This window comes from Mesorhizobium sp. CNPSo 4688 (assembly GCF_057784295.1).
Window position 1 is genome coordinate 420,207 of the sequence record NZ_JBWLUY010000003.1, and the last position, 23,163, is coordinate 443,369.

Annotated in this window: 27 protein-coding genes; 13 read left to right on the plus strand and 14 right to left on the minus strand. The window is 62.8% G+C overall.

Annotated features, from left to right (window positions below):
- Positions 1–62: 62 nt before the first annotated feature.
- From msrA to AC04SH_RS07725, 3 genes are all read right to left on the minus strand, one after another.
- A complete protein-coding gene (gene msrA / locus AC04SH_RS07715) occupies positions 63–788 on the minus strand; it encodes a peptide-methionine (S)-S-oxide reductase MsrA (protein ID WP_488574558.1) in 726 nt (241 codons plus the stop codon).
- A gap of 110 nt (positions 789–898) precedes the next feature.
- Positions 899–1,189 (minus strand): hypothetical protein, encoded by a 291-nt coding sequence (locus AC04SH_RS07720; RefSeq protein ID WP_488574559.1) that lies wholly within the window; start codon positions 1,187–1,189, stop codon positions 899–901.
- Positions 1,190–1,269: 80 nt separating this feature from the next.
- Positions 1,270–1,962 (minus strand): DUF1223 domain-containing protein, encoded by a 693-nt coding sequence (locus AC04SH_RS07725; protein ID WP_488574560.1) that lies wholly within the window; start codon positions 1,960–1,962, stop codon positions 1,270–1,272.
- A 405-nt stretch (positions 1,963–2,367) separates the two neighbouring features.
- Between AC04SH_RS07725 and lepA the strand changes: the two genes are divergently transcribed.
- Positions 2,368–4,173 (plus strand): translation elongation factor 4, encoded by a 1,806-nt coding sequence (lepA, locus tag AC04SH_RS07730; protein WP_488574561.1) that lies wholly within the window; start codon positions 2,368–2,370, stop codon positions 4,171–4,173.
- Positions 4,174–4,250: 77 nt separating this feature from the next.
- Here lepA and AC04SH_RS07735 read toward each other — a convergent pair whose 3' ends face one another.
- The gene (locus AC04SH_RS07735; RefSeq protein ID WP_488574562.1) at positions 4,251–5,672 is read right to left on the minus strand and encodes a hypothetical protein; all 1,422 of its coding nucleotides are present in this window, start codon (positions 5,670–5,672) and stop codon (positions 4,251–4,253) included.
- 91 nt (positions 5,673–5,763) lie between these two features.
- A complete protein-coding gene (locus AC04SH_RS07740; protein ID WP_488574563.1) occupies positions 5,764–5,973 on the minus strand; it encodes a YegP family protein in 210 nt (69 codons plus the stop codon).
- Between the two features lie 501 nt (positions 5,974–6,474).
- Here AC04SH_RS07740 and AC04SH_RS07745 point away from each other — a divergent pair.
- From AC04SH_RS07745 to AC04SH_RS07770, 6 genes are all read left to right on the plus strand, one after another.
- Positions 6,475–6,987 (plus strand): hypothetical protein, encoded by a 513-nt coding sequence (locus tag AC04SH_RS07745; protein WP_488574564.1) that lies wholly within the window; start codon positions 6,475–6,477, stop codon positions 6,985–6,987.
- A 47-nt stretch (positions 6,988–7,034) separates the two neighbouring features.
- Positions 7,035–7,733, plus strand: coding sequence for a hypothetical protein (locus AC04SH_RS07750; protein ID WP_488574565.1), 699 nt, complete (start codon positions 7,035–7,037; stop codon positions 7,731–7,733).
- A gap of 40 nt (positions 7,734–7,773) precedes the next feature.
- A complete protein-coding gene (locus tag AC04SH_RS07755) occupies positions 7,774–8,283 on the plus strand; it encodes a hypothetical protein (RefSeq protein WP_488574566.1) in 510 nt (169 codons plus the stop codon).
- A 266-nt stretch (positions 8,284–8,549) separates the two neighbouring features.
- Complete coding sequence (locus tag AC04SH_RS07760) at positions 8,550–8,897, plus strand: hypothetical protein (protein ID WP_203277416.1); 348 nt, start codon at positions 8,550–8,552, stop codon at positions 8,895–8,897.
- Between the two features lie 275 nt (positions 8,898–9,172).
- Positions 9,173–9,802: a CDGSH iron-sulfur domain-containing protein gene (locus AC04SH_RS07765; RefSeq protein WP_488574567.1), complete on the plus strand. Its 630-nt coding sequence runs from the start codon at positions 9,173–9,175 to the stop codon at positions 9,800–9,802.
- A 285-nt stretch (positions 9,803–10,087) separates the two neighbouring features.
- Complete coding sequence (locus AC04SH_RS07770; RefSeq protein WP_477232293.1) at positions 10,088–10,459, plus strand: hypothetical protein; 372 nt, start codon at positions 10,088–10,090, stop codon at positions 10,457–10,459.
- Between the two features lie 414 nt (positions 10,460–10,873).
- Here AC04SH_RS07770 and AC04SH_RS07775 read toward each other — a convergent pair whose 3' ends face one another.
- Positions 10,874–11,194 carry a hypothetical protein gene (locus tag AC04SH_RS07775; RefSeq protein WP_477232294.1) on the minus strand — a complete coding sequence of 107 codons (321 nt, stop codon included), beginning with the start codon at positions 11,192–11,194 and terminating at the stop codon, positions 10,874–10,876.
- A 166-nt stretch (positions 11,195–11,360) separates the two neighbouring features.
- On the opposite strand from AC04SH_RS07775, the gene mbfA reads away from it, so the two are divergent.
- Positions 11,361–12,344, plus strand: coding sequence for an iron exporter MbfA (mbfA, locus tag AC04SH_RS07780; RefSeq protein WP_488574568.1), 984 nt, complete (start codon positions 11,361–11,363; stop codon positions 12,342–12,344).
- 231 nt (positions 12,345–12,575) lie between these two features.
- Here mbfA and AC04SH_RS07785 read toward each other — a convergent pair whose 3' ends face one another.
- From AC04SH_RS07785 to AC04SH_RS07795, 3 genes are all read right to left on the minus strand, one after another.
- Entirely contained in the window at positions 12,576–12,920 is a 345-nt protein-coding gene (locus AC04SH_RS07785; protein ID WP_488574569.1) for an antibiotic biosynthesis monooxygenase family protein, read from the minus strand.
- Positions 12,917–13,273 (minus strand): NIPSNAP family protein, encoded by a 357-nt coding sequence (locus AC04SH_RS07790; protein ID WP_488574570.1) that lies wholly within the window; start codon positions 13,271–13,273, stop codon positions 12,917–12,919. Before AC04SH_RS07790 ends, AC04SH_RS07785 begins: the two co-directional genes overlap by 4 nt.
- A gap of 84 nt (positions 13,274–13,357) precedes the next feature.
- Entirely contained in the window at positions 13,358–13,561 is a 204-nt protein-coding gene (locus tag AC04SH_RS07795; RefSeq protein WP_488574571.1) for a DUF1127 domain-containing protein, read from the minus strand.
- 69 nt (positions 13,562–13,630) lie between these two features.
- On the opposite strand from AC04SH_RS07795, the gene AC04SH_RS07800 reads away from it, so the two are divergent.
- Positions 13,631–14,305, plus strand: a complete 675-nt coding sequence (locus tag AC04SH_RS07800; protein WP_488574572.1) for an ArsR/SmtB family transcription factor — start codon at positions 13,631–13,633, stop codon at positions 14,303–14,305.
- A gap of 218 nt (positions 14,306–14,523) precedes the next feature.
- Here AC04SH_RS07800 and ligD read toward each other — a convergent pair whose 3' ends face one another.
- Positions 14,524–17,031, minus strand: coding sequence for a DNA ligase D (ligD, locus tag AC04SH_RS07805; protein WP_488574573.1), 2,508 nt, complete (start codon positions 17,029–17,031; stop codon positions 14,524–14,526).
- A gap of 11 nt (positions 17,032–17,042) precedes the next feature.
- On the minus strand, positions 17,043–17,909 hold the full coding sequence (ku, locus tag AC04SH_RS07810; RefSeq protein ID WP_488574574.1) for a non-homologous end joining protein Ku: 867 nt from the start codon (positions 17,907–17,909) through the stop codon (positions 17,043–17,045).
- A gap of 352 nt (positions 17,910–18,261) precedes the next feature.
- Between ku and AC04SH_RS07815 the strand changes: the two genes are divergently transcribed.
- Both AC04SH_RS07815 and AC04SH_RS07820 read left to right on the plus strand, forming a co-directional pair.
- Positions 18,262–18,402 carry a hypothetical protein gene (locus AC04SH_RS07815; protein WP_023672040.1) on the plus strand — a complete coding sequence of 47 codons (141 nt, stop codon included), beginning with the start codon at positions 18,262–18,264 and terminating at the stop codon, positions 18,400–18,402.
- 179 nt (positions 18,403–18,581) lie between these two features.
- Positions 18,582–19,007, plus strand: a complete 426-nt coding sequence (locus AC04SH_RS07820) for a thiol-disulfide oxidoreductase DCC family protein (RefSeq protein ID WP_488574575.1) — start codon at positions 18,582–18,584, stop codon at positions 19,005–19,007.
- 162 nt (positions 19,008–19,169) lie between these two features.
- Here the strand turns inward: AC04SH_RS07820 and AC04SH_RS07825 are convergent, their stop codons facing one another.
- On the minus strand, positions 19,170–19,559 hold the full coding sequence (locus tag AC04SH_RS07825; protein WP_488574576.1) for a hypothetical protein: 390 nt from the start codon (positions 19,557–19,559) through the stop codon (positions 19,170–19,172).
- Between the two features lie 227 nt (positions 19,560–19,786).
- Between AC04SH_RS07825 and AC04SH_RS07830 the strand changes: the two genes are divergently transcribed.
- Positions 19,787–20,155, plus strand: coding sequence for a YciI family protein (locus AC04SH_RS07830; RefSeq protein WP_488574577.1), 369 nt, complete (start codon positions 19,787–19,789; stop codon positions 20,153–20,155).
- Between the two features lie 7 nt (positions 20,156–20,162).
- Positions 20,163–21,407, plus strand: a complete 1,245-nt coding sequence (locus tag AC04SH_RS07835) for an RNA polymerase sigma factor (RefSeq protein ID WP_488574578.1) — start codon at positions 20,163–20,165, stop codon at positions 21,405–21,407.
- Between the two features lie 7 nt (positions 21,408–21,414).
- On the opposite strand, the gene AC04SH_RS07840 is transcribed toward AC04SH_RS07835, so the two are convergent.
- A complete protein-coding gene (locus AC04SH_RS07840; protein ID WP_203277405.1) occupies positions 21,415–22,041 on the minus strand; it encodes a glutathione S-transferase family protein in 627 nt (208 codons plus the stop codon).
- 119 nt (positions 22,042–22,160) lie between these two features.
- Positions 22,161–23,141: a cysteine synthase A gene (gene cysK / locus AC04SH_RS07845; RefSeq protein WP_488574579.1), complete on the minus strand. Its 981-nt coding sequence runs from the start codon at positions 23,139–23,141 to the stop codon at positions 22,161–22,163.
- Positions 23,142–23,163: the final 22 nt, after the last annotated feature.

Sequence of the window (23,163 nt, forward strand, 5' to 3'; positions counted from 1 at the left end):
TCGGACCGACCCCCTCTGTCGCCTTCGGCGACATCTCCCCCTCGAGGGGGGAGATTAGGTGTTCAGCTCTTCCCCGCCAGCACCAGCACCGGCTTTTCGCTGTACAGCGCCGGGAACAGCGACTTCAAATTCGCCACCTTGGGCAGGTCGTTGTAGACGATATAGGGGTAGGTCGGGTTCAGCGTCAGGAAATCCTGGTGATACTCCTCGGCCGGATAGAAGGTCTTGCCCGTTTCCAGCGTGGTGACGATCGGCTTGGGAAACACCTTGGCCTTGTCGAGCTGGGCGATGTAGCTCTGGGCTATCTTCTGCTGCTCACTGTTCTCGGCAAAGATGGTCGAGCGGTACTGGGTGCCCGAGTCCGGGCCCTGGTAGTTCAGCTGCGTCGGGTTGTGGGCGACCGAGAAATAGACCTGCAGCAGCTGGCCATAGGTCACCTTGGACGGATCGTAGGTGATCTCGACCGATTCGGCGTGGCCGGTGCGGCCGCTGCCCACCGTTTCGTAGACGGCGTCATCCTTGGCGCCGCCGGTGTAGCCGGAGACGGCCTTGGTCACGCCCTTGACGTGCTGGAACACGCCCTGCACACCCCAGAAGCAGCCGCCGGCGAAGATCGCCTTCTCGCTGCCGCTGGCTGCCTTCTCGTCCATCGCCGGCGGCGGGATCACCACCGCGTCCTCGGCCGAGCGCGCCGGGCTCTGCCAGAAGGCAGCCGCCGCCGCGGCGACGATGAGCGCGGCAAGCGCGCTCTTCAAGATCGGCGTTCTCGTCTTTGCAATGCCGGTCATGTCTGATCTCCTTGATGGTGGCGACGACTATACGACAGATCGTCCCGTCTGGTTTCTCAAATTGCCGTGCGCCGCCCGGCCGCTGTACAGCCGGGCCGCGGGTTCAAGCCTTAGTTAGCGGGCGCCATCGCGTCCGCCGGCTTCATCGCATCCGTTGCGGGTTTCATGGCATCGGCCGGCTTCATGGCGTCGGTGGCGGGCTTCATCGCATTCGTCGCCATCGGGTCGACGGGCTTCATGGCATCGGTCGCCGGCTTCATGGCGTCCGTTGCCGGCTTCATCGCCTCGGTGGCCATCGGATCGGCCGGCTTCACCGCGTTGGTTGCTTCGTCGGCGCGGGCGCCGGCGGCGAAGGCCGTCATCGAAAGCGCAAAGGCGAGCGCCGTCAGGGTCTTGGTCATGGGTACTTCCTCTCTGATGAGGGCGCGCGGATGCGAGCCCGGTTATGCCGCGCTAGCGGCGTTGCGTAGAAATAGAAAAATCAGTTGGCGGCTGCGGCCAGGATCGGCCCGCCGCCGGGCGTCTGCACCAGCACCGCCGTGCTGAGGCCCCCGGAGGCTGCCGGCAGCGGCAGCGAGGTGGCGTCACCGCTCCAGCTGCCGAGTTTCTCCAGCGAATGCACGACATTGGCATGCGGCAGGGTGCGGCCGGTGTTTTCGCCGCGCGCCACCGGCACCTCGATGACGCCCTTGTTGTAACGAACCAGCCAGACATCGGCCTTGCCGCCGGGTGCGGAACCCGCGCCGATGCTGATCTTGCCGCCGTCGAGCGACAGAGACGGGCCTGCGGCATGGGTGCTCGAGGTAATCAGCTGCTCGATCTCGCCGGGCGCCGCGCCCACCGCATCGGCGCCTCCATTGACCACGACCTGCGGCGTGAACGGACCCGAGCGGCCGAGCGACGGCTCATAGCGCACCTGGCGCTGCGTGAACTCCTCGCGGCCGAACGTGTCCTTCCAGCCGAGATAATCCCAATAGGTGACGTTGAACGACAGCGCCAGAACGCCTGGCTGGTCCTTGACCTTGATCAGGTTGGCATTGGCCGGCGGGCAGGACGAACAGCCCTGGCTGGTGAACAATTCGACCACGGTGAGCGGCTGGGCGAAGGCGGTGCCGATCGACGACAACAGCGATGCTGCGAGGAGGCCGGACAAGGCGATAAGTTTTGTGGACATTGGGCTTGCTCCGTGGGGCGCTGGGATGCGCCGGTCATCACCCACTTCGCAGCCGCCCGAGGCTTCGTTACATCGCTCACCGGTTTGTGATGTGCGCGATGCGGGACGACACCTGTTCTAAGCGTTGGCGCTGCCCCTCACCTGCCTGCCGGCATCCTCTCCCCGTAGAGTGACGGGGAGAGGGACGCTGTCATCGCCGGTTTCGCCAATCGCCAATGTTGCAACAAGAAGAGCGCCGCGGCTGCGGCCAGGCCCTTTCTCCCCGTCACTATACGGGGAGAAATGTCCGGCAGGACAATGAGGGGCAGCGCAGACATTGGTCATTGCGGCTTCATTCCCGGCAGTGTTGCTCTGCAAACCCACCCCCGCTTGCCCCTGCAACCCGCCCCTGCTAAAGCGCGCGACATGAGCACGCCTCTCGACCACATCCGCAATTTCTCCATCGTCGCCCATATCGACCATGGCAAATCCACGCTTGCCGACCGGCTGATCCAGTCCACCGGCGGGCTGGAGCTGCGCGACATGAAGGAGCAGGTGCTGGACTCGATGGACATCGAGCGCGAGCGCGGCATCACCATCAAGGCACAGACGGTGCGGCTGAAATACCGCGCCAACAATGGCGAGGACTATATCCTCAACCTCATCGACACGCCCGGACATGTCGACTTCGCCTATGAAGTGTCGCGCTCGCTCGCCGCCTGCGAGGGCTCGCTGCTGGTCGTCGACGCCTCGCAAGGCGTCGAGGCGCAGACGCTGGCCAATGTCTACCAGGCCATCGACAACAACCACGAGATCGTCGTGGTGCTGAACAAGGTCGACCTGCCGGCGGCCGAGCCCGAGCGCATCCGCGAGCAGGTCGAGGAGGTCATCGGCATCGACGCCTCCAACGCCGTGCTGATCTCGGCCAAGACCGGCCTCGGCATTCCCGATGTGCTCGAAGCCATCGTCCACCAACTGCCGCCGCCGCGCGAAGGCGACGCGACCGCACCGCTCAAGGCCATGCTGGTCGACAGCTGGTACGACGCCTATCTCGGCGTCATCGTGCTGGTGCGCATCATCGATGGCGTGCTGAAGAAGGGCCAGACCATCCGCATGATGGGCACCGGCGCCAAATATCTGGTCGAGCGCACCGGTGTGTTCACGCCGGCCCGCATCAATGTCGACGAGCTCGGCCCCGGCGAGTTCGGCTTCTTCACCGGCTCGATCAAGGAAGTGGCCGACACACGCGTCGGCGACACCATCACCGAGGACAAGCGCGCCACCGCGCATGCGCTGCCCGGCTTCAAGCCGGCGCAGCCGGTGGTGTTCTGCGGCCTGTTCCCGGTCGACGCCGCCGATTTCGAGGATCTGCGCGCCGCGGTCGGCAGGTTGCGCCTCAACGACGCCTCCTTCTCCTATGAAATGGAAAGCAGTGCCGCGCTCGGCTTCGGCTATCGCTGCGGCTTCCTCGGCCTCTTGCATCTGGAAATCATCCAGGAGCGGCTGGAGCGCGAGTTCAACCTCGACCTCATCGCCACGGCACCCAGCGTCGTCTACCGGCTGCTGCTCAACGATGGCTCGATGAAGGAGCTGCACAACCCAGCCGACATGCCTGACGTGGTGAAGATTTCAGCCATCGAAGAACCGTGGATCCGCGCCACCATCCTCACCCCCGACGACTATCTCGGCGGTATTCTAAAGCTCTGCCAGGACCGGCGCGGCATCCAGGCCGACCTGTCCTATGTCGGCAAGCGCGCCATGCTGACGTACGATCTGCCGCTCAATGAGGTCGTCTTCGATTTCTACGATCGGCTGAAGTCGATCTCCAAGGGCTACGCCTCGTTCGACTATCATCTGACCGACTATCGCGAGGGCGACCTGGTGAAGATGTCGATCCTGGTCAATGAGGAGCCGGTCGACGCGCTGTCGATGCTGGTCCACCGCACGGCGGCGGAAAAGCGCGGCCGGCAGATGGTCGAGAAGCTGAAAGAGCTGATCCCGCACCATTTGTTCAAAATCCCGGTCCAGGCCGCGATCGGCGGCAAGGTCATCGCCCGCGAAACCATCTCTGCGCTGCGCAAGGACGTCACCGCCAAATGCTACGGCGGCGACGTGAGCCGCAAGCGCAAGCTGCTGGACAAGCAGAAAGAAGGCAAGAAGCGGATGCGCCAGTTCGGCAAGGTGGATATTCCGCAGGAGGCGTTTATCCAGGCCTTGAAGATGGGCGACTAAGGAGGACGCGTCGATCCGACGTACTGACTTAAGCGCCCGTCCTCATACGGATACTGAACAACGAAAGCGGTCTCGTTCTAAGTATCGCAGCCAGGGACCTTAGCTTCTGGAGTGACCGGAAAAGAGACGCGACCCACTCCTGAACCGATTAGCTCTCTACATCGCTTTGCGAAGTCTGGATCGGAGTTTTCGCCAAGGTACTTAGCAACCAAAAATAAATCTGGTGTGCTCACTAACGCTGTCGAACTGACTTGCGATGCACTCTGACATTTATCAGTGAAAGGGTCTTCACGCTCAGCTATCGCGGTGAGACGGTAACCGTTTCCGAACAAAACACCCTTTGCAAGCGTCTCGACGTCATCTCGTGCAAAGTCCTCGTGGACATTGAGTGCGAGTTGTCGAAGCTTTGTAACATTTATCGGCTTGTCGTCCTTTCCTTCAGCTTCTCCAATTAATCTCCCTTCAGGTGAAGTGAACACGACATCAAGCTCTAAGTCCGCTGTTTTCAAACCGTCAGCTTCATAGCCAAGAATGCGAAGAGCCTTGATTATAGATTTCTCCAAGGGAGGGCCCTTCTCGTAGAGTAATCCTCGCAGAGAAGAGATATCTACCAACTTGTCCTTTAAACCAGCGGTCTCCGCACTTATTCGCGCGAACTCGGTGTCCAAGTCAGCAATTCGTTTCTCGATGTCAACTTCGGCCCTCAACTTGTAAATAAAATCTGTAGCCCAAGGCGGCTCTGGTGTAACTTCGACCGACTCCTTTATAGCCTTGTCGATCGAGACCACGGCGCTAATGAGCCTATCAGAAAACTTTTGACTCTCGTCTGATGGGCGCAATCCGGCTTTCGTTTGGACTACGCCTGAGAGCTTAGTTTCAACATCGACATCTGGCAACAAAACTAAAGCGCCGTTAGCCGTCCTTGAGCGGACTATCATACCGACTGTCTTTCCGCCATTTCGAGTCAGTATCTGGCCAGAAACTCCAGTACCGTCAAGCATAACCTTGTAAAGAGAATACTGTTCGAAACTTCTCCAATACTCGGCCAGCGGTTGTGCTTTTGCTGACCCTAACACCATCGAACTTCCGACGCTTGGAGTCATTCGTAGGGCGTATGGTAGGAACTGATAATTGTCGTAATCCGTTACCATTCGCTCTATTCGAGCATTTCGACCACTTCCGGAGTATTTCCTTTCGCCGGTGGCGATCGAGATCGGCGTTAGGTCGGTCATAAATACTATAACGGTCTTACCGCTATCTACTGCATCTCTTATTTCCCGACGCCAGTGCTCCATGTGACGTTTGATAGAAAACGATTTCTCGTCATCTAAACACGGTTTTCCATTGTATACCTCGCTGGAAAACATATAGTTCCCAATGTCGGGTCGAAACATTATAACATCAAAGTCGAGAAGAGAGTTACTTTTACCAAATTCGATATATGTTACTGCGTTAGTGCGGACTCTGAATCCTACGGATGCAATAGAGCGGTCGGGCATGATGGATCACTCGCGCGGTCACCTGAAATGTATTTCCTACAGGGAGGAGCCCCGCCTAACAAGGCAGCGGGCCCCTCTCGATAGGCCGTCGTCAGGCAGCATTTTCGAGATTCGCCGGGTACCAGACCGGGCTGTTTGTCGAAGCTTTCATGATGTCGATACCGCGCTGGGCATCGACGCGGCGCTTGTAACCTTCGCTGCTTACGGAGATGGTCTCGCCGTTCGAAGCTTCGTACGTCCAACGCCATTCACCACGATTGTCCTTGTACAACCAGTACGAGGGGTAAGTACGCTGCGCCATAGGAGTCACTCCTTGATTGGCGTGAGCGAACGTCAGGCTTGACCATGGCGGATTATTCTGATTCAACATCAGTGTACCAAATACGCCATACCCCGCGCCTGACGTCCAATCTTGTGCGGGCTAGAACTCTGAAACCGTCGCGGCTCGCCAGCTTTGCGGCGGTTTCTTGATTCTGGACGACTTCAAGATGAGGTTAAGCTATGCCGAGAGTCAAGGCATGGCTAATAAACCATTAACAGAAGCTAATGGTTTCGGGATTTCCACAATAAATACAAACGCTTACGCAACTCCTCCCAGCGGGGATAACTCAGCGCAAAGCGACCCCGCTTCCGCGAACAATACTTCTTGTTTGCTAAAAAGCAAACATCATCAAGGGAGTATGATTCTATTGCAATGCAACATAGGTCCACATTACTGACGTTTTTATTGTAAGGTGGCCATCGCCAAGCTTTGCGATCACCCCACCCTGCAGTATCCTCTCCCCGCTTGGGGAGCCGTCACATGCGCACCACCTCAGACCTCATCGCCTCTCTCGGCCTCGCCATCGGTGGTGCCTTCGGACTGGCCGGCACCTTCGTCACCAGCGCGCCGCTGCGCGAAACGCTCTGGGCGATCGACGGCGTAGCGCTCGTCTTGGCAACCGCACTTCTGACCATGAAATACCAGCGGCTGGGCAATGACTGCGTCGCGGCCGGGTTCCTCACCTTCCTCGCCGGCGAAAGCCTGCTGCTGGCCGGCAATGCGGCGGGGCTGGAGGCCAGTGTGCCCTCCTATGTCGCCGGCATTTCGCTGTGGGCGGCAGCGCTTGTCCTGATCGGCGCGGCGAACACTTTTGCGCTGTGGATGCGGCTGACCGGCCTCATCGCCGCCATCCTGTTTATCGTGACGGTGGCCATGGTGCTGTGGGGCGCGCCCTTGCTGCCGACCTCGGCGCCGCTGCCCGCCGCCGGCTATCCGTTCCTGGTGCTGACCTTTGCCGGCTGGATCTGGACACTTGTGCGGCCCAACCGTTAAGCAGGGGCGATGCGCCAAGCAGAAGTGACAGGGCGGAGAATTTCGATTTGCGCAAATATGTCTTGCCGTTCCTCAGCTTCTGCCTCGACTATGCCTGGGTGAATGCGGCGGTGGTCGTCGCCGACCGGCTGTTTCCCGGTGTCGGCGAGGCCGTTCTCGGTCAACCGACGACATGGGCGGCGCGGCAGCTCGTTTCGGTGGTCCTTGTCGCTCTTGTGCGGCTGGCCAACGCCTCGGTGGGCGAATGGCTGCTCTCCTACCCGCTCAACGAGCAACCGGCCGGCCAGCGTCAATGGGCCAATCTGCTGCTCGGCACGCTCGGCGTGCTCTCCGGCATCTGGTACATGCTGCGCCTGGCCGAAGGCGATGACGGCACGCCTTTCCTGTTCATGGTCGAGCAGACGCCGCTGAAGAATGCGGCAACCGCGCTCTACGGCGCCGTTTACGGCTGGTGTGGCGCCATGCTGCTGCGGTTCGCGCCGAGGGCGAAGTTCTACAACGCCCTGTTGCTCATCTCGGTCCTGCTCCTGAGCGCGATAAACTGGATGTTCTCGCATGACGCGCTTGTCGCCTCGATGGTGGCGCGCGCCGCCAGGGACGGCCGCATTTATCCGATCGAAAGGGCGGAACACTATGCCGGCGTCGGGATCTATTACGCCATCGTGCTGATCGCGGTGATGCTGGCGATCCTGTATTTATGCCGCGAGCGGCCGGCTGGCCAAAGCGCGCCAGCCAGCCCGGCATAGACCTCTCGACTCGCGCGGCGTTCAGTTTCAATCTTGTCCGATGTCCGCGCCGCTCGAACTCCGCAACAGCGCCACGGGAAAGATCTTCCCGGCAATCGGGCCGTTGCTGATCGGCGCGATTGCCGGTTTCGGCGCGCTGCGCGGACTGGCGGCGGGCGCCGATGGCGGCCATGTGCTTGTCATCGCGCTGGTGGCGCTCGGCTGCCTAGGGCTCGGCTATGTCATCGCGCGCGGCGCCTTCGACAGTTCGGTCAAGGTTATCCTGGACAGCCATGGTTTCCGAGATCGCCGCGCCGGTGATGTCCTGGTGCCATGGGCGATGGTGAAGAGCGTGCATCTGACCTCCGGCAAGGGCGCGGCAATGCTCAATTTCGAGCTCACGCGGGAGCCGCCCGACGAAATCAAATATGCGCCCGCCAATGCGCTCGACCGGATGCTGCCCTTCGGCAAGAACATCGTGCACATGGAGGTGTCGTCGCTGGATGTGCGCGGCCAGGACATGGTCGAGGCGATAAAGACATTCGCGCCGCATGTGGTGGTGAGGCGCTGATCTCCCCCTTGAGGGGGTTGAGGAGTGGTCCGCGTAGCGGACGGGAAGCCAATTGCTTGGCTTTCCGAGCGACGAAAGCCGGCAGGCCAGAGGGGGTCGCATCGCGTGGAGCGCTAGCCTTCCTCGGCGTCAATGAGGTCGAGTCCGGTCGGACCGACCCCCTCTGTCGCCTTCGGCGACATCTCCCCCTCGAGGGGGGAGATTGCCCGCTCTACCGCCGCTTCTCCGCTCATGCTCTAGTTCCCCTCTCCGATTCGGAAACCGCCATGCTTCGCCTCACCCTTGCCGCCCTCCTCATCGCCACCCCGGCGCATGCCGCCGACATGGCGTTCTTCGTCAAGAACCTGCGCAGCCAGGCCGTGGCGGTGGAGCTGTTCAGCCGTGACCGCAAGATGTCGTGGCCGGGCGGCGACCAGGTGTTTTTGATCGAACCGAACTCGCAGAAATCGGTGCCGATCTCGTGCTCTCAGGGCGAAAACATCTGCTACGGCGCCTGGGTGAACGGCAATGATGCGATTTCGGCCGGGGTCGGGCCAGACAATGACCAGCCTTGCGATACGTGCTGCTTCATCTGCGTGGAGAAGACGACGGAAACGATCGATCTGGTGGAGTGAGGAGCGGTCGGCGGGAGCTGCTGATCTCCCCCCTCGTGGGGGAGATGTCCGGCAGGACAGAGGGGGGCGCGAAGGATCGCCAGCGCATCGGATCAACAAGCCTTAAATCGAAACGAGGTGGGCTGCAGGCTTGAGAGGTCGGCGGGACAGCGCCCCCCTCTGCCTTGCCAGGCATCTCCCCCACGAGGGGGGAGATCAGCAGTTCGCCCCCGGCGAGCTTGACGCCCTTGCCGCCACCGCCCTAGCCTCTTGTCACCCACCACGAGGACAGCTCCATGGCAGGCACGGTCGAAGGCGAGAAGATCGACGTTTCCTTCAACGGCAAGCGCTGCATCCACTCGCGCAATTGCGTGCTCGGCAACCCGCATGTCTTCGTGCCCAATGCGCCCGGCGAATGGATCCACCCCGAGGCGGCTGATGTCGAGCAAGTCGTGACGCTGGCCGAAAACTGTCCGTCCGGCGCCATCGGCTACTTCAGGAAGGATGGCGGGCCGCAGGAGAAGCCGCCGGTGGTCAACACGGTGCGGCTGCGCGAGAACGGGCCGCTGGCCGTTCATGCCGAGATCGTGCTGGGCGGCGAGACCTTGTTTCGCGCCACGCTCTGCCGCTGCGGCGCCTCGCAAAACAAGCCGTTCTGCGACAACGGCCACATCAAGGCCGGCTTCACAGCCACCGGCGAGCCGCCGCTGAAGGAGGCGCCGGCGACGCTGGACGCGCGGAATGGCCCGCTGACGATAACGCCCACCACCAACGGGCCGTTGAAGGTCGAGGGCAATGCCGAGATCGTCACCGGCACCGGCCACACGATCGACCGCACCACCCGCACGTTTCTCTGCCGCTGCGGCCACTCGGCCAACAAGCCGTTTTGCGACGGATCGCATAAACGGGTTGGGTTTGTGGGGTGAGTGAGGCGCCAAAGCTGCTGATCTCCCCCCTCGAGGGGGAGATGGCCGCGTAGCGGCCAGAGGGGGTCGGTCCGACCGGGCTCGGCCTGATTTTGCAGATGAGGTTGGCGCTCTACGCGAGGCAACCCCCTCTGTCGCCTTTGGCGACATCTCCCCCTCAAGGGGGGAGATTACACTCGCCCGCCAATCACCCAAATTCAGTCAGCGACCGCCCTTCAATCTCACCCGCCATCATGCGATGCTGGCGCTCTCGGCCGGGGGGCCGATTCTCATTCGGGGAATGCCATGTCTCTCACCATCACGCGCCGCATCGTCGCAGCGCTTTCGCTGTCCGCTCTGCTGGCGCCATCGGCCTATGCCGCCGACATCACCTTTGCCGTCAAGAACAGCCATCCCAACGCCATGCGCCTCGAGCTCTACAGCCAGGACCGCGACTATGTCTGGCCGGGCAACGACAAGGATTTCTATCTCGACGATGGCGAGACCAAGCAGATCCCGATCTCGTGCAACGAAGGCGAATCCATCTGCTACGGCGCCTGGGTCGACGGCGACGAGGAAACCTATTGGGGCGTCGGCCCCAACAACCAAGAAAAATGCGAAGACTGCTGCTACACCTGCGAAGGCGGCGAGACGGAAGAGATTGATCTGGTGCCGTAGGGGCGAAGCTGCTGATCTCCCCCCTCGAGGGGGAGATGTCGCCGAAGGCGACAGAGGGGGTCGCCGCGCGTGAAGCGCTAGCCCTCCATCTGCCCCGCAGGACGTCGAGCCCGGTCGGACCGACCCCCTCTGCCTTGCCAGGCATCTCCCCCCTGGAGGCAGGGCAATCGCATATGAGTTTTTACGAAGAGGACCCCCACCCTAACCCTCCCCACAAGGGGGAGGGAACGCTGCCGCATGCCACCCCTTTTTGGCATCGAACCTAGGTGGTTTGCGGAGATCAGCGCCTACCAAGTCTCCCTCCCCCTTGTGGGGAGGGACTAAGGGTGGGGGTATTCGTAGAGCGAAAACCTGGCATATGCGATTGCCCTGCCCTCAAGGGGGGCGATCAGATGTCGCGTTGGCCTTCGCCAATCACCCTAACAGCGCCCTCTGCCGCTTCGCGCCACCCGCCTTGCGCCACGCATTGAACCTGTGCGTGGCGGCGGCGAAGGAGATCTTCATTTGCTGGGCGACCGAATAGCGCGACTTGCCTTCGTCGAACATGCGGTAGCAGCATTCGACGCCTTCCTCGGTCAGCTTGCCGTCAGGCGCCTTGTTGTGCGGATTGGCGGGATCGAATTTTTCGACCTGCTGTTCAACCAGGCCTTTCAGCCGCTGCAGATCGGCCTCGATGCTGGCGATAAGATCGAGGACGGGTTTGGGATCGAAGTGGTCATGCGGCTTTGTCGTCATCTCCAGGATACCTTTCGCTTTGCGTGTGGCCGTCAATATAGGTGAACATTCGCTGATAATGAAGGGCGCGCCGCAGCCCGGGCACTTCAACACTTGTTGACCGGCGATTGACCGGCACGGCGACAGCGCCTAGTTTAGAACTATTCTAAACTAGGGTGAATTTATCATGCTTTCCCGTGTCTTCGGTTTCGGCCGCCGTCCCTTCGAAACGCTGTCGGAACAGGAGATCCTGGCTCTGGCAATTTCCTCCGAGGAGGATGACGGGCGCATCTACCGCGCCTATGCCGACGGGCTGGCGGAAGACTTCCCGCAATCGGCAAAAGTGTTCGAGGCGATGGCGGAGGAGGAAGACGGCCATCGCGATTCCCTTATCGAGCTCTTCCGCAAGCGTTTCGGCGAGCGCATTCCGCTGCTGCGCCGCGAGCATGTAAGAGGCTATTACGAGCGCAAGCCCGACTGGCTGGTGCGGCCGCTCGGCATCGAGCATGTGCGGCGCCAGGCCGAGGAGATGGAGCGGCAGGCCTATCGCTTCTATGTTGAAGCGGCCAAGCGCACCAGCGACGCTTCGACCAGAAAACTGCTCAACGACCTCGCGGCGGCGGAGCAAAGCCATGAGAATTCGGCGCATCGGCTGGAGCAGACACTTGTGCCGGGCGCCGTCAAGGACGAGGAGGCAAGCGCCGAGCAGCGCCAGTTCATCCTGACCTATGTGCAGCCGGGGCTGGCCGGGCTGATGGACGGCTCGGTGTCGACGCTGGCGCCGATCTTTGCCGCAGCGTTTGCCACGCACGACACCTGGCAGACGCTGCTGGTCGGGCTCGCCGCCTCGATCGGCGCCGGCATTTCGATGGGCTTCACCGAAGTCGCCTCCGACGACGGCAAACTGTCGGGCCGCGGCTCACCGATCAAGCGCGGCTTGACCGTCGGCATCATGACGACGCTGGGCGGCCTCGGCCACGCGCTGCCCTATCTCATCCCGCATTTCTGGACGGCGACGGCGGTGGCGGCGGTGGTGGTGTTCTTCGAACTGTGGACGATCGCCTTCGTCCAGAACCGCTACATGCAGACACCGTTCCTGCGCGCGGCGTTCCAGGTGGTGCTGGGCGGGGCGCTGGTGTTCGCGGCCGGAGTGCTGATCGGGAATGCCTAGGTAAGGCAAAGGTCGGCGCTGCCCCTCATCTGCCTGCCGGCATCTTCTCCCCGTAAACGGGGAGAAGGGGGCTATCGCGAATTTCGCAGCTTGTTCTGCAACGCTGGCGATTGGCGAAACCATCAGCAACAGCGTCTTCTCCCCGTCACTACACGGGGAGAAATGTCCGGCAGGACAATGAGGGGCGGCGCGATGGTCGACGGTTATGAATGCCGCTGCACATCGTCAGCTTCACCCATTCACCGCCCGACTATCCGCCGGCGCCTCGTCCCGCTCCGTCAGCCCGTAATCGCGCACCACATGCGCAATGCGCAGCCTGTAGCCGGCAAAGATTCCGCCGCGGCCGGCCTTTTGCGCCTGCCGATGCTCCTCGGTGTTGCGCCAGGCCTTGACCGCTTCCTCGTCGCGCCAGAAGGACAGCGACAGGATGCGGTTCGGGTCGACCAGGCTCTGAAACCGCTCGATGGAGATGAAGCCATCGATACCGTCGAGCAGGGGTCTCAGCTCGGCGGCGATGCCGAGATAGGCATCGCGCTGTCCCTCAGCCGGTTGCACCTCGAAGATGACAGCGATCATGCTTCCTCCTTGACCGCGGGCTGGAACAGCTGCTGCGGTCCATGCGGCCCCGACACCAGCTTCAAGAAGATGCGGTCTTCTTTCAAGATGAACTTTTCCCGGCGGGCGAATTCGTAATTGGCCTTGCCGGCGGGATCGGCAGCGAGCCGGGCGCGATAGGCTTCGTAGGCGGCCAGACTGTCGATGTTGTAGGCGGCGTAGGCCCTGGTGGCCGAGCCCTCATGCGGGGCGTAGTAGCCGATCAAATCGGCGCCGCAGCGCGGGATCGCCTGGCCCCAGGCCTTGGCATATTGCTCGAACGCCGCCTTGCCGAACGGGTCGATCTCATAGCGGATGAAGCAGGTGATGGTCATCGTGATCTCCTTGGGTTTCGCATGGATGGTTCGAGCGGCGTCGAAACGTTGTGCCGCCGGGCCTGCTAAGCAAAATGCCGGCGGTCAGGCCTGCCAGAAGGATTTCGCGCATTCGCGGCGCACATCCTCCCGGGTCAGGCCGAGGTCGCGCAGCAAATGGTCGTCGATCTCGGCGAGGTCGAGCCGCTGCAGATGGCGGTCATACCAGCGGGCGAGCAGCCGCCGGTGCAGCCAGGTGACGACCGGGAAGGGCTGGCGGCTGGCGAGTGGGGCGGAAGCGGTTGGCATCGGCGTTCTCCTTGATCTCTCCCGACATTAGTGATTATCTCGCAAGAATGCTTCGATGGAGACCGAACTATGCGTGAAGGACCCGACATCGCCCGCATCGCCAGCCTGGTCGGCGATCCGGCGCGGGCAAACATGCTGAATGCCCTGATGGGCGGCACGGCTTTGACGGCAAGCGAACTGGCACTGGAGGCCGGCGTGTCGCTGCCGACGGCGTCGTCGCATCTGTCGAAATTGATGGAGGGCGGGTTGCTGACTTTGGCCAGCCAGGGCCGGCACCGCTATTACGGCCTTGCCGGCCCGCAAGTGGCGGGCATGATCGAAGCCATCACCGGCGTGGCGGAAGCTGTCGGCCCCAAGCGCGTGCGACCGGGCCCGCGCGACGGCGCCATGCGCGTCGCCCGCGTCTGCTATGACCACCTCGCCGGCGAACAGGCGGTGGCGATGCTCGACCGGCTTGTCGCACGCGACATTCTTTTGCGCGACGACCAGGAGATCCGGCTCGGGCCGTCGGCGGCCTCGCATTTTTCGGCCATCGGCATCGATGTCGACGCCAAGCCGCGCCGGCCGGTCTGCCGCGCCTGCCTCGACTGGAGCGTACGCCGCTCGCACCTCGCCGGCACGCTGGGCGCGGCGATCCTCGACAAGATCCTGGCGGAGAAATGGGCAAGGCGGGAGAAGGACAGTCGGGCTGTGTTGTTTTCACCGCCGGGGAAACAGGCGTTTGAGCGGGTGTTTTTGGCTTAGTTTGCCGGTGCCGATTTCGCGATGCTGGCGGGACAGCGCCCCCCTCTGTCCTGCCGGACATCTCCCCCACAAGGGGGGAGATCGGACGTCACGCGGGCCTTCGCCAATCTTCAACGGTTGCAGGAATGAGCGGGGCGCCGGAACCGCTAATCTCCCACCTCGTGGGGGAGATGGCCGGCAGGCCAGAGGGGGGCGCGAAGGATCGCTACGTCGGCCCCTCACCCCCGCTTCAGCACCTTCGCCTGCTTGAAGAAATCCGCCCACGGATCAGCCTTCTCCAATTGCTTCAGCGTCGTCTTGTCGCCGATCGGAAATGCGTTCGGCGCCAGCCCCGCCTCCACCTCCGCCCATGTCACCGGAATGGACACTGTCGCGCCCTTCTTGGCGCGTGAGGAGTAGGGCGCGACCGTGGTCGAACCCCTGCCGTTGCGTAGATAGTCGACGAAGATTTTGCCGGTGCGCGCCTTCTTCGACAGCGTTGCCGTGTAGCGGTCGGGGGCTGCCTGCTCCAGCGCCTTGGCGAAATCATGCGAGAAGGTTTTGACCGCCTCCCAATCCGCCGAAGGCTTCAGCGGTACCAGCACGTGGTAGCCCTTGCCGCCCGACGGCTTGACGAAATTGGGCAGCGACAGATCGTCGAGCTTGCCTCGGATGTCGAGCGCTGCCTCGCGCACCGCCTTGACGTCGACGCCCTCGTCGGGATCGAGATCGAAGATGATCTGGTCGGGCTTTTCCAGCTCGTCGGTCGTGCAGCCCCAGATGTGGACCTCGACCACGCCGTACTGGACCAGAGCTGCGAGGCCGTCGAAATCGCGGATGAACAGGATCTCCTCGCCATCGGTCGGGTCCTTCATCCGGGCGATCTTGTCGCTCATGCCGGCCGAGGCGTGTTTCTGGAAAAAGCGCGGCCCGCCTATGCCGTCCGGCGCCCTGACCAGGCTGAGCGGCCGGTTGATGATGAACTGTTCCATGCGCGGCCAGACCAGCGCGTAGTGCTCAAGCAAAGCCTGCTTGGATATTTTTTCGTCGGGCCACAGCAGCTTTTCGGGATGGGATAGTTTTACGCTGGTGGTCATTGCCCCAGCTTCCGTCCCGGAAGCCTTGCCGGCGCTGCTTGCCACGGGCTTTGCTTTGCTCGCCGGTTTCGATGGCTTTTCCTGCACGACTTCCTCCGCCGGCTTGTCCTCGCGCAGTCCCTGGAACGACGCGTGGCGTATTATACGGTCCGAGGTCCAGCTGCGGAACTCCACTTCGCCGACCAGTTCAGGCTTGACCCAGACCAGACCTTTGCCCTTCGGCACGGCGGCGGCGAAAGGCGATGATTCTGCCTTCAGCGCATCGAGCTTCTTCTTCAGGTCCGTCGCGCCCTTGACCGAAAAGCCGGTGCCGACGCGGCCGGCATAATTGAGCTTGCCGCCTTCGAAATAGCCGACCAGCAGCGAGCGCAGGCCGCGGCCGGTCTTTTCCGACGGCACATAGCCGCCAATGACGAATTCCTGGCGCTCCGTGCATTTGGACTTTACCCAGCTTGGGCCGCGACCCCTGCGATAGGGCGCGTCGGCGCGCTTGGAAACGATACCTTCGAGCCCCATGCGGCAGGCATGCTGCAGCATGATCTTGCCCGGCTCGGCGAAATGGTCGCTGAAGCGGACGGCGGCATTTTCGGCCGGCTCACCAAGCAGCTCCTGCAGCGCCTGCTTGCGCTCGACCAGCGGCTCGGCGCGCAAATCCTTGCCGTCGAGCCGCATCAGGTCGAAGACGTAGTAGGTAAAGCGGCTGGTGCGATTGGCGGAGAGATCCTGTTGCAGCAGCGCGAAGGACGAAACGCCGCTGTCGGCCAACACCACGATCTCGCCATCGATGATGGCGTCGCTGCATTTCAGCTGGGCGAGTTCGGCAACGATCTCGGAGCCGAATTTCTCCGTCCAGTCGAGGCCGGTACGGGTCAGAAGCCGCACCTCGGTGCCGGCGATCTGCGCCTGCATGCGGTAGCCATCGAATTTGACTTCGTGCAGCCAGTCCTTACCGGGCGGCGCCTCGCGCTCCAGCGTCGCCAGCTGCGGCTCGATGAAATCGAGACGCTTGCCGGCCTTCGCCTTGCTGGAGGCGGCAGGCTTGTTGGAATGCCAGACCTTCGGCTTCTTGCCGTCGACGGTCTTGCCCTCCGCGACCTGCTCGATGGTGAGGCCGGATTTCACCGATTCCGGTGCGTCCTTCAGAATGTCTTCGCCCGGGCGGGCAGCGGCGTCGTCGGATTTGATCAGCAGCCAGTTGTCACGCTTTTCACCCGCGCGTGGCTTCAGCCTGACCAGATGCCACAGGCCGCTCAGCTTCTTGCCTTTGAGCTCGAACGAGATGTGGCCTTTTTTCATCGCCTTGGCCGGGTCGATCTCGGGCGTCCATGTGCCTTCGTCCCAGACGATGACCGTGCCGCCGCCATATTCGCCCTTGGGGATGGTGCCTTCGAAGGACGCATAGTCGATCGGGTGGTCCTCGACATGCACGGCCAGCCGCTTTTCGTGCGGATCGAGGCTCGGGCCGCGCGTCACCGCCCAGCTCCACAAGACGCCGTCATGCTCGAGGCGGAAATCGTAATGCAGCCTGGTCGCATCGTGTTTCTGGATGACGAAGATGCCGCCGGATGTCTTGCCGCGCGTGACTTTGCCGGCAGGCTCGGCGGTTTTCTTGAAATCGCGCTTGGACTGATATTGTTCGAGGCTGGCCATGGTGCTGGGCCTCACGCCGATTTGCGTTTGGGTGCGGCGGCTTTCGCCTTGCCGCTTTTGGCGGCCGGCCTGGCCTTCTTGGCCGAGCCTTTCGCCGTGCCGCCATCCGACAGGCTCTTCTTCAGCGCGTCGAACAGATTGACCACGTTGGACGGCTTGGGCGCGGCCTGTGGCTTCGGCGCCTTCTTACCGGCCTTCTTGGCGCGGATCAGCTCGAGCAGCGCGTCCTCATATTTGTCCTCGAATTTCGAGGGATCGAACTTCGCCTTCTTCTTGTCGATGATGAGTTCGGCGAGATCGGTCATCTCCTGGTCGGTCTTCACCGCCTCGATGTCGCCGAAGGCGCTGTCGGGCTGCCGCACCGTGTTGTCGTAGCGCAAAGTGGTCAGCACCATGCCTTTGCCGAGCGGCTCGATAACGACGGGACGTTCCCGCTGATAGAGCACGATGCGCGCCAGCCCGGCCATTTTCTTGCCGGCCATGGCGTCGCGGATGACGGCAAAGGCTTCCTCCGACACCTTGTCGGCCGGCGCGACATAATAGGGCGTGTCGAGATAGATCTGCTGGATAGAGGCTTTGTCGACGAAGCCGTCCAGCGCCATGGTGTGCGACGACTCGATCTGCACCGCGGCGATCTCGTCTTCCTCGATATGGACGAAGTCGCCGTCATCGAGTTCGTAGCCCTTTATCTCATTGCCTTCGTCGAGCGGCTCGCCGGTTTCGGCATCGACATAGATGCGCTTGACCGTGTTGCCGGTCTTGCGGTTCAGCACCCTAAACGAGACCTTTTCGGTGTGGGTGACGACGTTGGTCAGTTCGACGGCGCAGGTGACCAGCGACAGTTTCAGATAGCCCTTCCAGGCGGGGCGGGGTGCCATGGCGAAACTCCTGCGCGATGCGGTTCAACCGAGAACGGGTAAAGCCGATTCCGGTTCCGATTGCTGCCTGGCGGCTTTGCAGCCATGCGCACGGAAATTTCGCGGGGCTCGCCGAAATTGAAACAGAACCGCGCCCAAGCGACATCCAGACGAAACATATGTGATGCAAAAGTCACATTGGCCGGAAAGGGCTCAAAAGGCTCTGAAAGACCCCGAAACCGCCGCATTCCGGCCACGAAGCGACGGGTTTTCGACCGAAGATTAACATCGTGTTCACCGACTATTCACGCCTCGACGCTATGATCCCCGCAATCGGACGGGACATCCGAAAATCGGGACAGGGACTGGGTAAATGAAATTCTGGGGCCACATCGCCGGCTATGCCGCCGCCATCCGCGAATTCATCGCGCCGACCTATCGGCCGGAGCGCTATTACATGCGCGGACCGGGCCCGGCCTGCGCCCGTCGCGGCAGCTCGCTCGGCGCGCACTGATCATGACGTTCGAAACGCGTCACGACAGCCGGATCTGCAGACCGGGCGCCGACCACCGCGCAACCACCTATCGCGCCGAGCGCCCCGCGCTGGCCGCGAGAAGCCGTGCGACAACGCCGCGGCTTTGATCCCCTAGCCGGCAGGCTTAGTGTCGCCTGACACAAGCTGCCGGATGTCCCGTGACGTCTTCTCCTGACCCCTTCGATGCCAGCCAGCCTTTGATCGTTTTCGATGGCGTCTGCGTGCTGTGCTCGGCCTTCGTGCGCACGGTGGTCAGGCTCGACCGCAAAAACCGCTTCCGCTTCGCCACGGCGCAGTCGCCCTTGGGCGAGGCGCTGTTCCACAAGCATGGACTGCGCACCGACAGCTATGAGACCAATCTGGTCCTCATCGGCGGCGCTCCTTTCATGCGGCTGGACAGTTTTGTTGCCGTGATGGCCGAACTCGGCTGGCCGTGGCGAGCGGCGAAAGCCCTGCTGCTGTTGCCGCGCCCCTTGCGCGGCTGGCTTTACGAACGCATCGCCAAAAACCGCTACGCCATCTTCGGCCGCAAGGACAGTTGCGAGATCCCGTCCGCCGCGATGCGTGCGCGGATGATCGGCTGATCCCATGTCGCCCAAAAGTGACCTCGCACTCGCTCGCCGGGGCTGATCGTGCGCTATCGCGGCTGGCTCAAGCCGAAGGCCTGATCCGACCTCAGTCCGGCAGCGCCGCGACGGCGACGATCTCGATGACGATGTCGGCCTGGGCAAGCGCTGCGACGCCGATTACCTCCGATGGTGGCGGATTGTTGTAGCTGCAATGCTTCGGACAATGCTCGGCGAAGAACGCGTCCAGCACGTCGAGACGAAATTGAGAGAGCCGAGCACGCCGCCGTCGGGAAACGGCCCTCTGACGAAGAAGGTCAGCCTGATGAGATGGTCGAGGCCGCTGCCCATTTCCTCCAGATCCGATTTGATGTTGCCGAGAACTTCACGCCACTGCGCCGCCGCATCGCCGGCGAAGCCGCCGCCTTTCTTGCCGGCTGGATCATAGTCGGCCGATGTCGCGGTGTTGCCGCAGAGATAGACGGTGCCTTTCGCGCCGCTGACGACCGTGCCTTTTGCCCATGGCATCAACCGGCCGTTCTTGAATTTCTTGTGGGTCACGAGTTGCATTCTCATCTCCCATCGCTCGCGTGACGTGCCCGCCGCGACAGAGGATAGTGCTGGGCGCGACCGCTGCCACTCCGGTGCTGCCACCGTCCAGCCAGGAAAGATCTGGCCCTTGCGAAATCGCCTGGTGAAGATGAAAGTTTTTTCTGAAGCCTGTCGAAATCGGGCAGGGCCGCGCGACATACGTTCGGCACGCAATGACGCGGCCTTCCTAAGAACGGGAGAAGACCATGCGATACATGCTTTTGATATACGCGAACGAAGCCGCGATGGCGGCCGCGCCGAGCGACAAGACCTACGAGATCAGCGCCGCCTACGGCGCCTACACCGAAGCGTTGAAGAAATCCGGAGCGTGGCTCGCCGGCGACCGACTGAAGCCGACCCAGCTTGCCACCGCGGTGCGGACGGCCAACGGCAAGACCAATGTGCTCGACGGCCCCTACGCCGACACCAAGGAGCAGCTTGCCGGTTTCTACATGATCGAGGCCGAGGACGCCGACGCGGCGATCGCATGGGCAGCGCGCTGTCCAGGCGCCGGCGCCGGCACTATCGAGGTGCGGCCGATCTGGGAAATGACCGAGTACGCCTCTCAGAAATGACCCAGTGATGGACAGTCGACCGGAGATCGCGCGCGCGGCGGCCGAGGCGGCCGCCCGGCAAAGCTACGGCAAGCTCGTCGCCTGGCTCGCGGCGCGCACGCGCGATGTCGCCGGCGCCGAGGACGCGCTGGCGGATGCCTTTGCCGCAGCACTTGAGCGCTGGCCGAAAACCGGCGTGCCCGAAAAGCCGGAGGCCTGGCTGCTGGCGGTCGCGCGCCGCCGTGGTGTCGATGCGGTGCGCCGTCGGCTGACCAGCGAGGCGAGCCGCGACCATCTCAAGCTGATGGCCGAGGAGATGGAGGCAAGCATGCAAGACGAAGACCTGCCCGACGAGCGTCTCAGGCTGATGTTTGCCTGTGCGCATCCAGCGATCGAGGCCAGCGTGCGGGCGCCGCTGATCCTGCAGACGGTTCTGGGTTTCGACGCGGGAGCAATCGCCTCGGCCTTCCTGGTCTCGCCGGCGACGATGGGCCAGCGCCTGGTGCGCGCCAAGAGCCGCATCCGCGAGATCGGCATTCCGTTCCGCGTACCCGAGCGGGCCGAACTCGGCGAGCGGCTGGATACGGTGCTGGAGGCGATCTACGCCGCTTTCGCTGAGGGCTGGACCGACCCCGCCGGAACTGAAACGCAACGCCGCAATCTGGCGACGGAAGGCATCTGGCTCGGGCGGCTGGTGGCGTCGCTGATGCCCGACGAGCCGGAAGCGCTCGGTCTGCTGGCGCTGATGCTGTCCGCCGAGGCGCGCCGCCCGGCGCGGCGCGATGAAGCCGGCGACTATGTTCCGCTTGCCGATCAGGATTGCCTTCTGTGGGATCACGCGCTGATCGACGAGGCCGAAGCGCTGCTCGGCCACGCTGCGACCATGGGCGTCATCGGCCGCTACCAACTCGAAGCGGCCGTGCAGTCGGTGCACGCGACGCGGCGGCGGACCGGCCAGACCGACTGGGCGGCGATCCGAAATTTTTACGATGCGCTGTCGGCCATTGCCGGGTCGCCGGTGGTGGCGATCAACCGCGCCGTGGCGATCGCCGAGGTCGACGGGGCGGCGGCGGGACTTGCGGCGCTTTACGTGCTCGGCGACGACAAGCGGCTTAACGACTATCAACCCTACTGGGCTGCCCGCGCCGGCCTGCTGGCCAGGCTCGGCAATGCAGCGCAAGCGGTCGAAGCCTATGACCGGGCGATCGGCCTCGAGCGCGACCCGGCCGTGCGCCGCTTCCTGCAGGCGAAACGGGCGATCCTGCGAAATTGAGCGCCGCTCAACTCGGCCACATCTCATGCGATGCGTTGAGCCGTTTCATCAGCGGATGCGCGCGCAATGTCGACCACAGGCGTTCGATGTTCGGCCAGTCCGCCCGCGCCTTGTCGACATCAGGGTGCCAGGCCACCAGCATGACGAGATAGATGTCGGCCAGCGACATCGCGTCGCCGACCAGCCAATCTCGCCCCTCAAGTGCTGCATCGACAATGGCGAAGCCGCGGTCCATCTCGGCAATGGCTGCCTGCTTGACGGCTTTCTTGCCCTCGGCATCGGTGGTGTAGCGATGGGCATAGTATAGACGCAGGATGGCTGGGTAGAGCACCGACGACATGAACGCCATCCAGCGCAGGAAATCGGCGCGATCCGGCGATCCGGCGGCCGGCGCCAGACCCGCCTGCGGGTGGCGCTCGGCAAGCAGGATGCAGATCGCCGCCGATTCGGTTATCGACTGACCGCTGGGCAAGGTCAGGACCGGAACCTGGTTCAACGGGCTGATGTCGAGGAAAGTCGGGTCCGGCGGGTCTTTCTTCGGCACATCGATCTGGTCGAATTGCACGTTTGCCAGCGCCAACGCGGCCTCGACGACGAAGCCGCCACTGCCTGGGCGTGTGTAAAGTTTGTACATAAAATCCTCCCCAACCTGCACGAAGCAGGCCGGGCGATTTGACCCGGAAGCCGCCTTCCGCTCAAGCCGGCGGCTGAAGCCACGGCCGGTTTTTCGGCAGTCCAGCGAAGACGTAAGGACTAAGCCCCCAGCCCGTCGAACAGGATGGTCGAGAGATAGCGCTCGGCGAAGGACGGGATGATCACCACCAGGGTCTTGCCCTTGTTCTCCGGCCGCGAGCCGACGACGATTGCCGCCTGGAGTGCGGCGCCCGACGAGATGCCGACCGGCACGCCTTCGAGGCGGGCGACGAGGCGGGCGTTGGCGACCGAATCCTCATTGGAGACCTTGACGATCTCGTCATAGATCGAGGTGTCGAGGATCTTTGGCGCGAAGCCGGCGCCGATGCCCTGGATCTTGTGCGGACCGGGCTGGCCGCCCGACAGCACCGGCGAGGCCTCAGGCTCGACGGCGACGACATGCACCGAAGGCTTGCGCTGCTTCAGCACCTGGCCGACGCCGGTGATGGTGCCGCCGGTGCCGATGCCGGCGACGAAGATGTCGACGCCGCCATCGGTGTCGTTCCAGATCTCCTCGGCCGTGGTGCGACGGTGGATCTCCGGATTGGCCGGGTTTTCGAACTGCTGCGGAATGACGGCGTCGGGCAAGGTGGCGGCCAGTTCATCGGCCTTGGCAATGGCGCCCTTCATGCCCTTGGGACCTTCGGTCAGCACCAGCTCGGCGCCAAGCAGCGCCAGCATCTTGCGGCGCTCCACCGACATGGTTTCAGGCATGGTCAGGATCAGCTTGTAGCCCTTGGCGGCGGCGGCAAAGGCGAGCGCAATGCCGGTATTGCCGGAGGTCGGCTCGATCAGCGTCGTCTTGCCGGGCCTGATGCGGCCCGACGCTTCCAGCGCCTCTATCATCGAAACGCCGATGCGATCCTTGACCGAGGCGATCGGGTTGAAGAATTCGAGCTTGGCCAGAAGGTTGGCAACGACGCCTTTCTCCTTGGCGAATTTGTCGAGCCGCACCAACGGCGTGTCGCCGATCGTCTCGGTGATCGAATTGTAGACGCGGCCGCGGCCGGGCACGCGCGGCGAAGAGACGGGCTTGTTCATTGGTTTCGCTCCCAAGTCAGGC

What these genes read in the sequence shown, in the direction of transcription:
- mbfA (WP_488574568.1), top strand. Translation starts at nt 11,361, where the DNA reads ATGCTTTCCCGTGTCTTCGGTTTCGGCCGCCGTCCCTTCGAAACGCTG.
- AC04SH_RS07720 (WP_488574559.1), bottom strand. Translation starts at nt 1,189, where the DNA reads ATGACCAAGACCCTGACGGCGCTCGCCTTTGCGCTTTCGATGACGGCC.
- AC04SH_RS07760 (WP_203277416.1), top strand. Translation starts at nt 8,550, where the DNA reads ATGCTTCGCCTCACCCTTGCCGCCCTCCTCATCGCCACCCCGGCGCAT.
- AC04SH_RS07745 (WP_488574564.1), top strand. Translation starts at nt 6,475, where the DNA reads ATGCGCACCACCTCAGACCTCATCGCCTCTCTCGGCCTCGCCATCGGT.
- AC04SH_RS07740 (WP_488574563.1), bottom strand. Translation starts at nt 5,973, where the DNA reads ATGGCGCAGCGTACTTACCCCTCGTACTGGTTGTACAAGGACAATCGT.
- msrA (WP_488574558.1), bottom strand. Translation starts at nt 788, where the DNA reads ATGACCGGCATTGCAAAGACGAGAACGCCGATCTTGAAGAGCGCGCTT.
- AC04SH_RS07725 (WP_488574560.1), bottom strand. Translation starts at nt 1,962, where the DNA reads ATGTCCACAAAACTTATCGCCTTGTCCGGCCTCCTCGCAGCATCGCTG.
- AC04SH_RS07765 (WP_488574567.1), top strand. Translation starts at nt 9,173, where the DNA reads ATGGCAGGCACGGTCGAAGGCGAGAAGATCGACGTTTCCTTCAACGGC.
- AC04SH_RS07830 (WP_488574577.1), top strand. Translation starts at nt 19,787, where the DNA reads ATGCGATACATGCTTTTGATATACGCGAACGAAGCCGCGATGGCGGCC.
- AC04SH_RS07790 (WP_488574570.1), bottom strand. Translation starts at nt 13,273, where the DNA reads ATGACCATCACCTGCTTCATCCGCTATGAGATCGACCCGTTCGGCAAG.
- AC04SH_RS07800 (WP_488574572.1), top strand. Translation starts at nt 13,631, where the DNA reads ATGCGTGAAGGACCCGACATCGCCCGCATCGCCAGCCTGGTCGGCGAT.
- ligD (WP_488574573.1), bottom strand. Translation starts at nt 17,031, where the DNA reads ATGGCCAGCCTCGAACAATATCAGTCCAAGCGCGATTTCAAGAAAACC.
- AC04SH_RS07815 (WP_023672040.1), top strand. Translation starts at nt 18,262, where the DNA reads ATGAAATTCTGGGGCCACATCGCCGGCTATGCCGCCGCCATCCGCGAA.
- AC04SH_RS07775 (WP_477232294.1), bottom strand. Translation starts at nt 11,194, where the DNA reads ATGACGACAAAGCCGCATGACCACTTCGATCCCAAACCCGTCCTCGAT.
- AC04SH_RS07795 (WP_488574571.1), bottom strand. Translation starts at nt 13,561, where the DNA reads ATGCCAACCGCTTCCGCCCCACTCGCCAGCCGCCAGCCCTTCCCGGTC.
- AC04SH_RS07785 (WP_488574569.1), bottom strand. Translation starts at nt 12,920, where the DNA reads ATGATCGCTGTCATCTTCGAGGTGCAACCGGCTGAGGGACAGCGCGAT.
- AC04SH_RS07755 (WP_488574566.1), top strand. Translation starts at nt 7,774, where the DNA reads ATGTCCGCGCCGCTCGAACTCCGCAACAGCGCCACGGGAAAGATCTTC.
- AC04SH_RS07825 (WP_488574576.1), bottom strand. Translation starts at nt 19,559, where the DNA reads ATGCAACTCGTGACCCACAAGAAATTCAAGAACGGCCGGTTGATGCCA.
- AC04SH_RS07735 (WP_488574562.1), bottom strand. Translation starts at nt 5,672, where the DNA reads ATGCCCGACCGCTCTATTGCATCCGTAGGATTCAGAGTCCGCACTAAC.
- AC04SH_RS07840 (WP_203277405.1), bottom strand. Translation starts at nt 22,041, where the DNA reads ATGTACAAACTTTACACACGCCCAGGCAGTGGCGGCTTCGTCGTCGAG.
- lepA (WP_488574561.1), top strand. Translation starts at nt 2,368, where the DNA reads ATGAGCACGCCTCTCGACCACATCCGCAATTTCTCCATCGTCGCCCAT.
- cysK (WP_488574579.1), bottom strand. Translation starts at nt 23,141, where the DNA reads ATGAACAAGCCCGTCTCTTCGCCGCGCGTGCCCGGCCGCGGCCGCGTC.
- ku (WP_488574574.1), bottom strand. Translation starts at nt 17,909, where the DNA reads ATGGCACCCCGCCCCGCCTGGAAGGGCTATCTGAAACTGTCGCTGGTC.
- AC04SH_RS07770 (WP_477232293.1), top strand. Translation starts at nt 10,088, where the DNA reads ATGTCTCTCACCATCACGCGCCGCATCGTCGCAGCGCTTTCGCTGTCC.
- AC04SH_RS07835 (WP_488574578.1), top strand. Translation starts at nt 20,163, where the DNA reads ATGGACAGTCGACCGGAGATCGCGCGCGCGGCGGCCGAGGCGGCCGCC.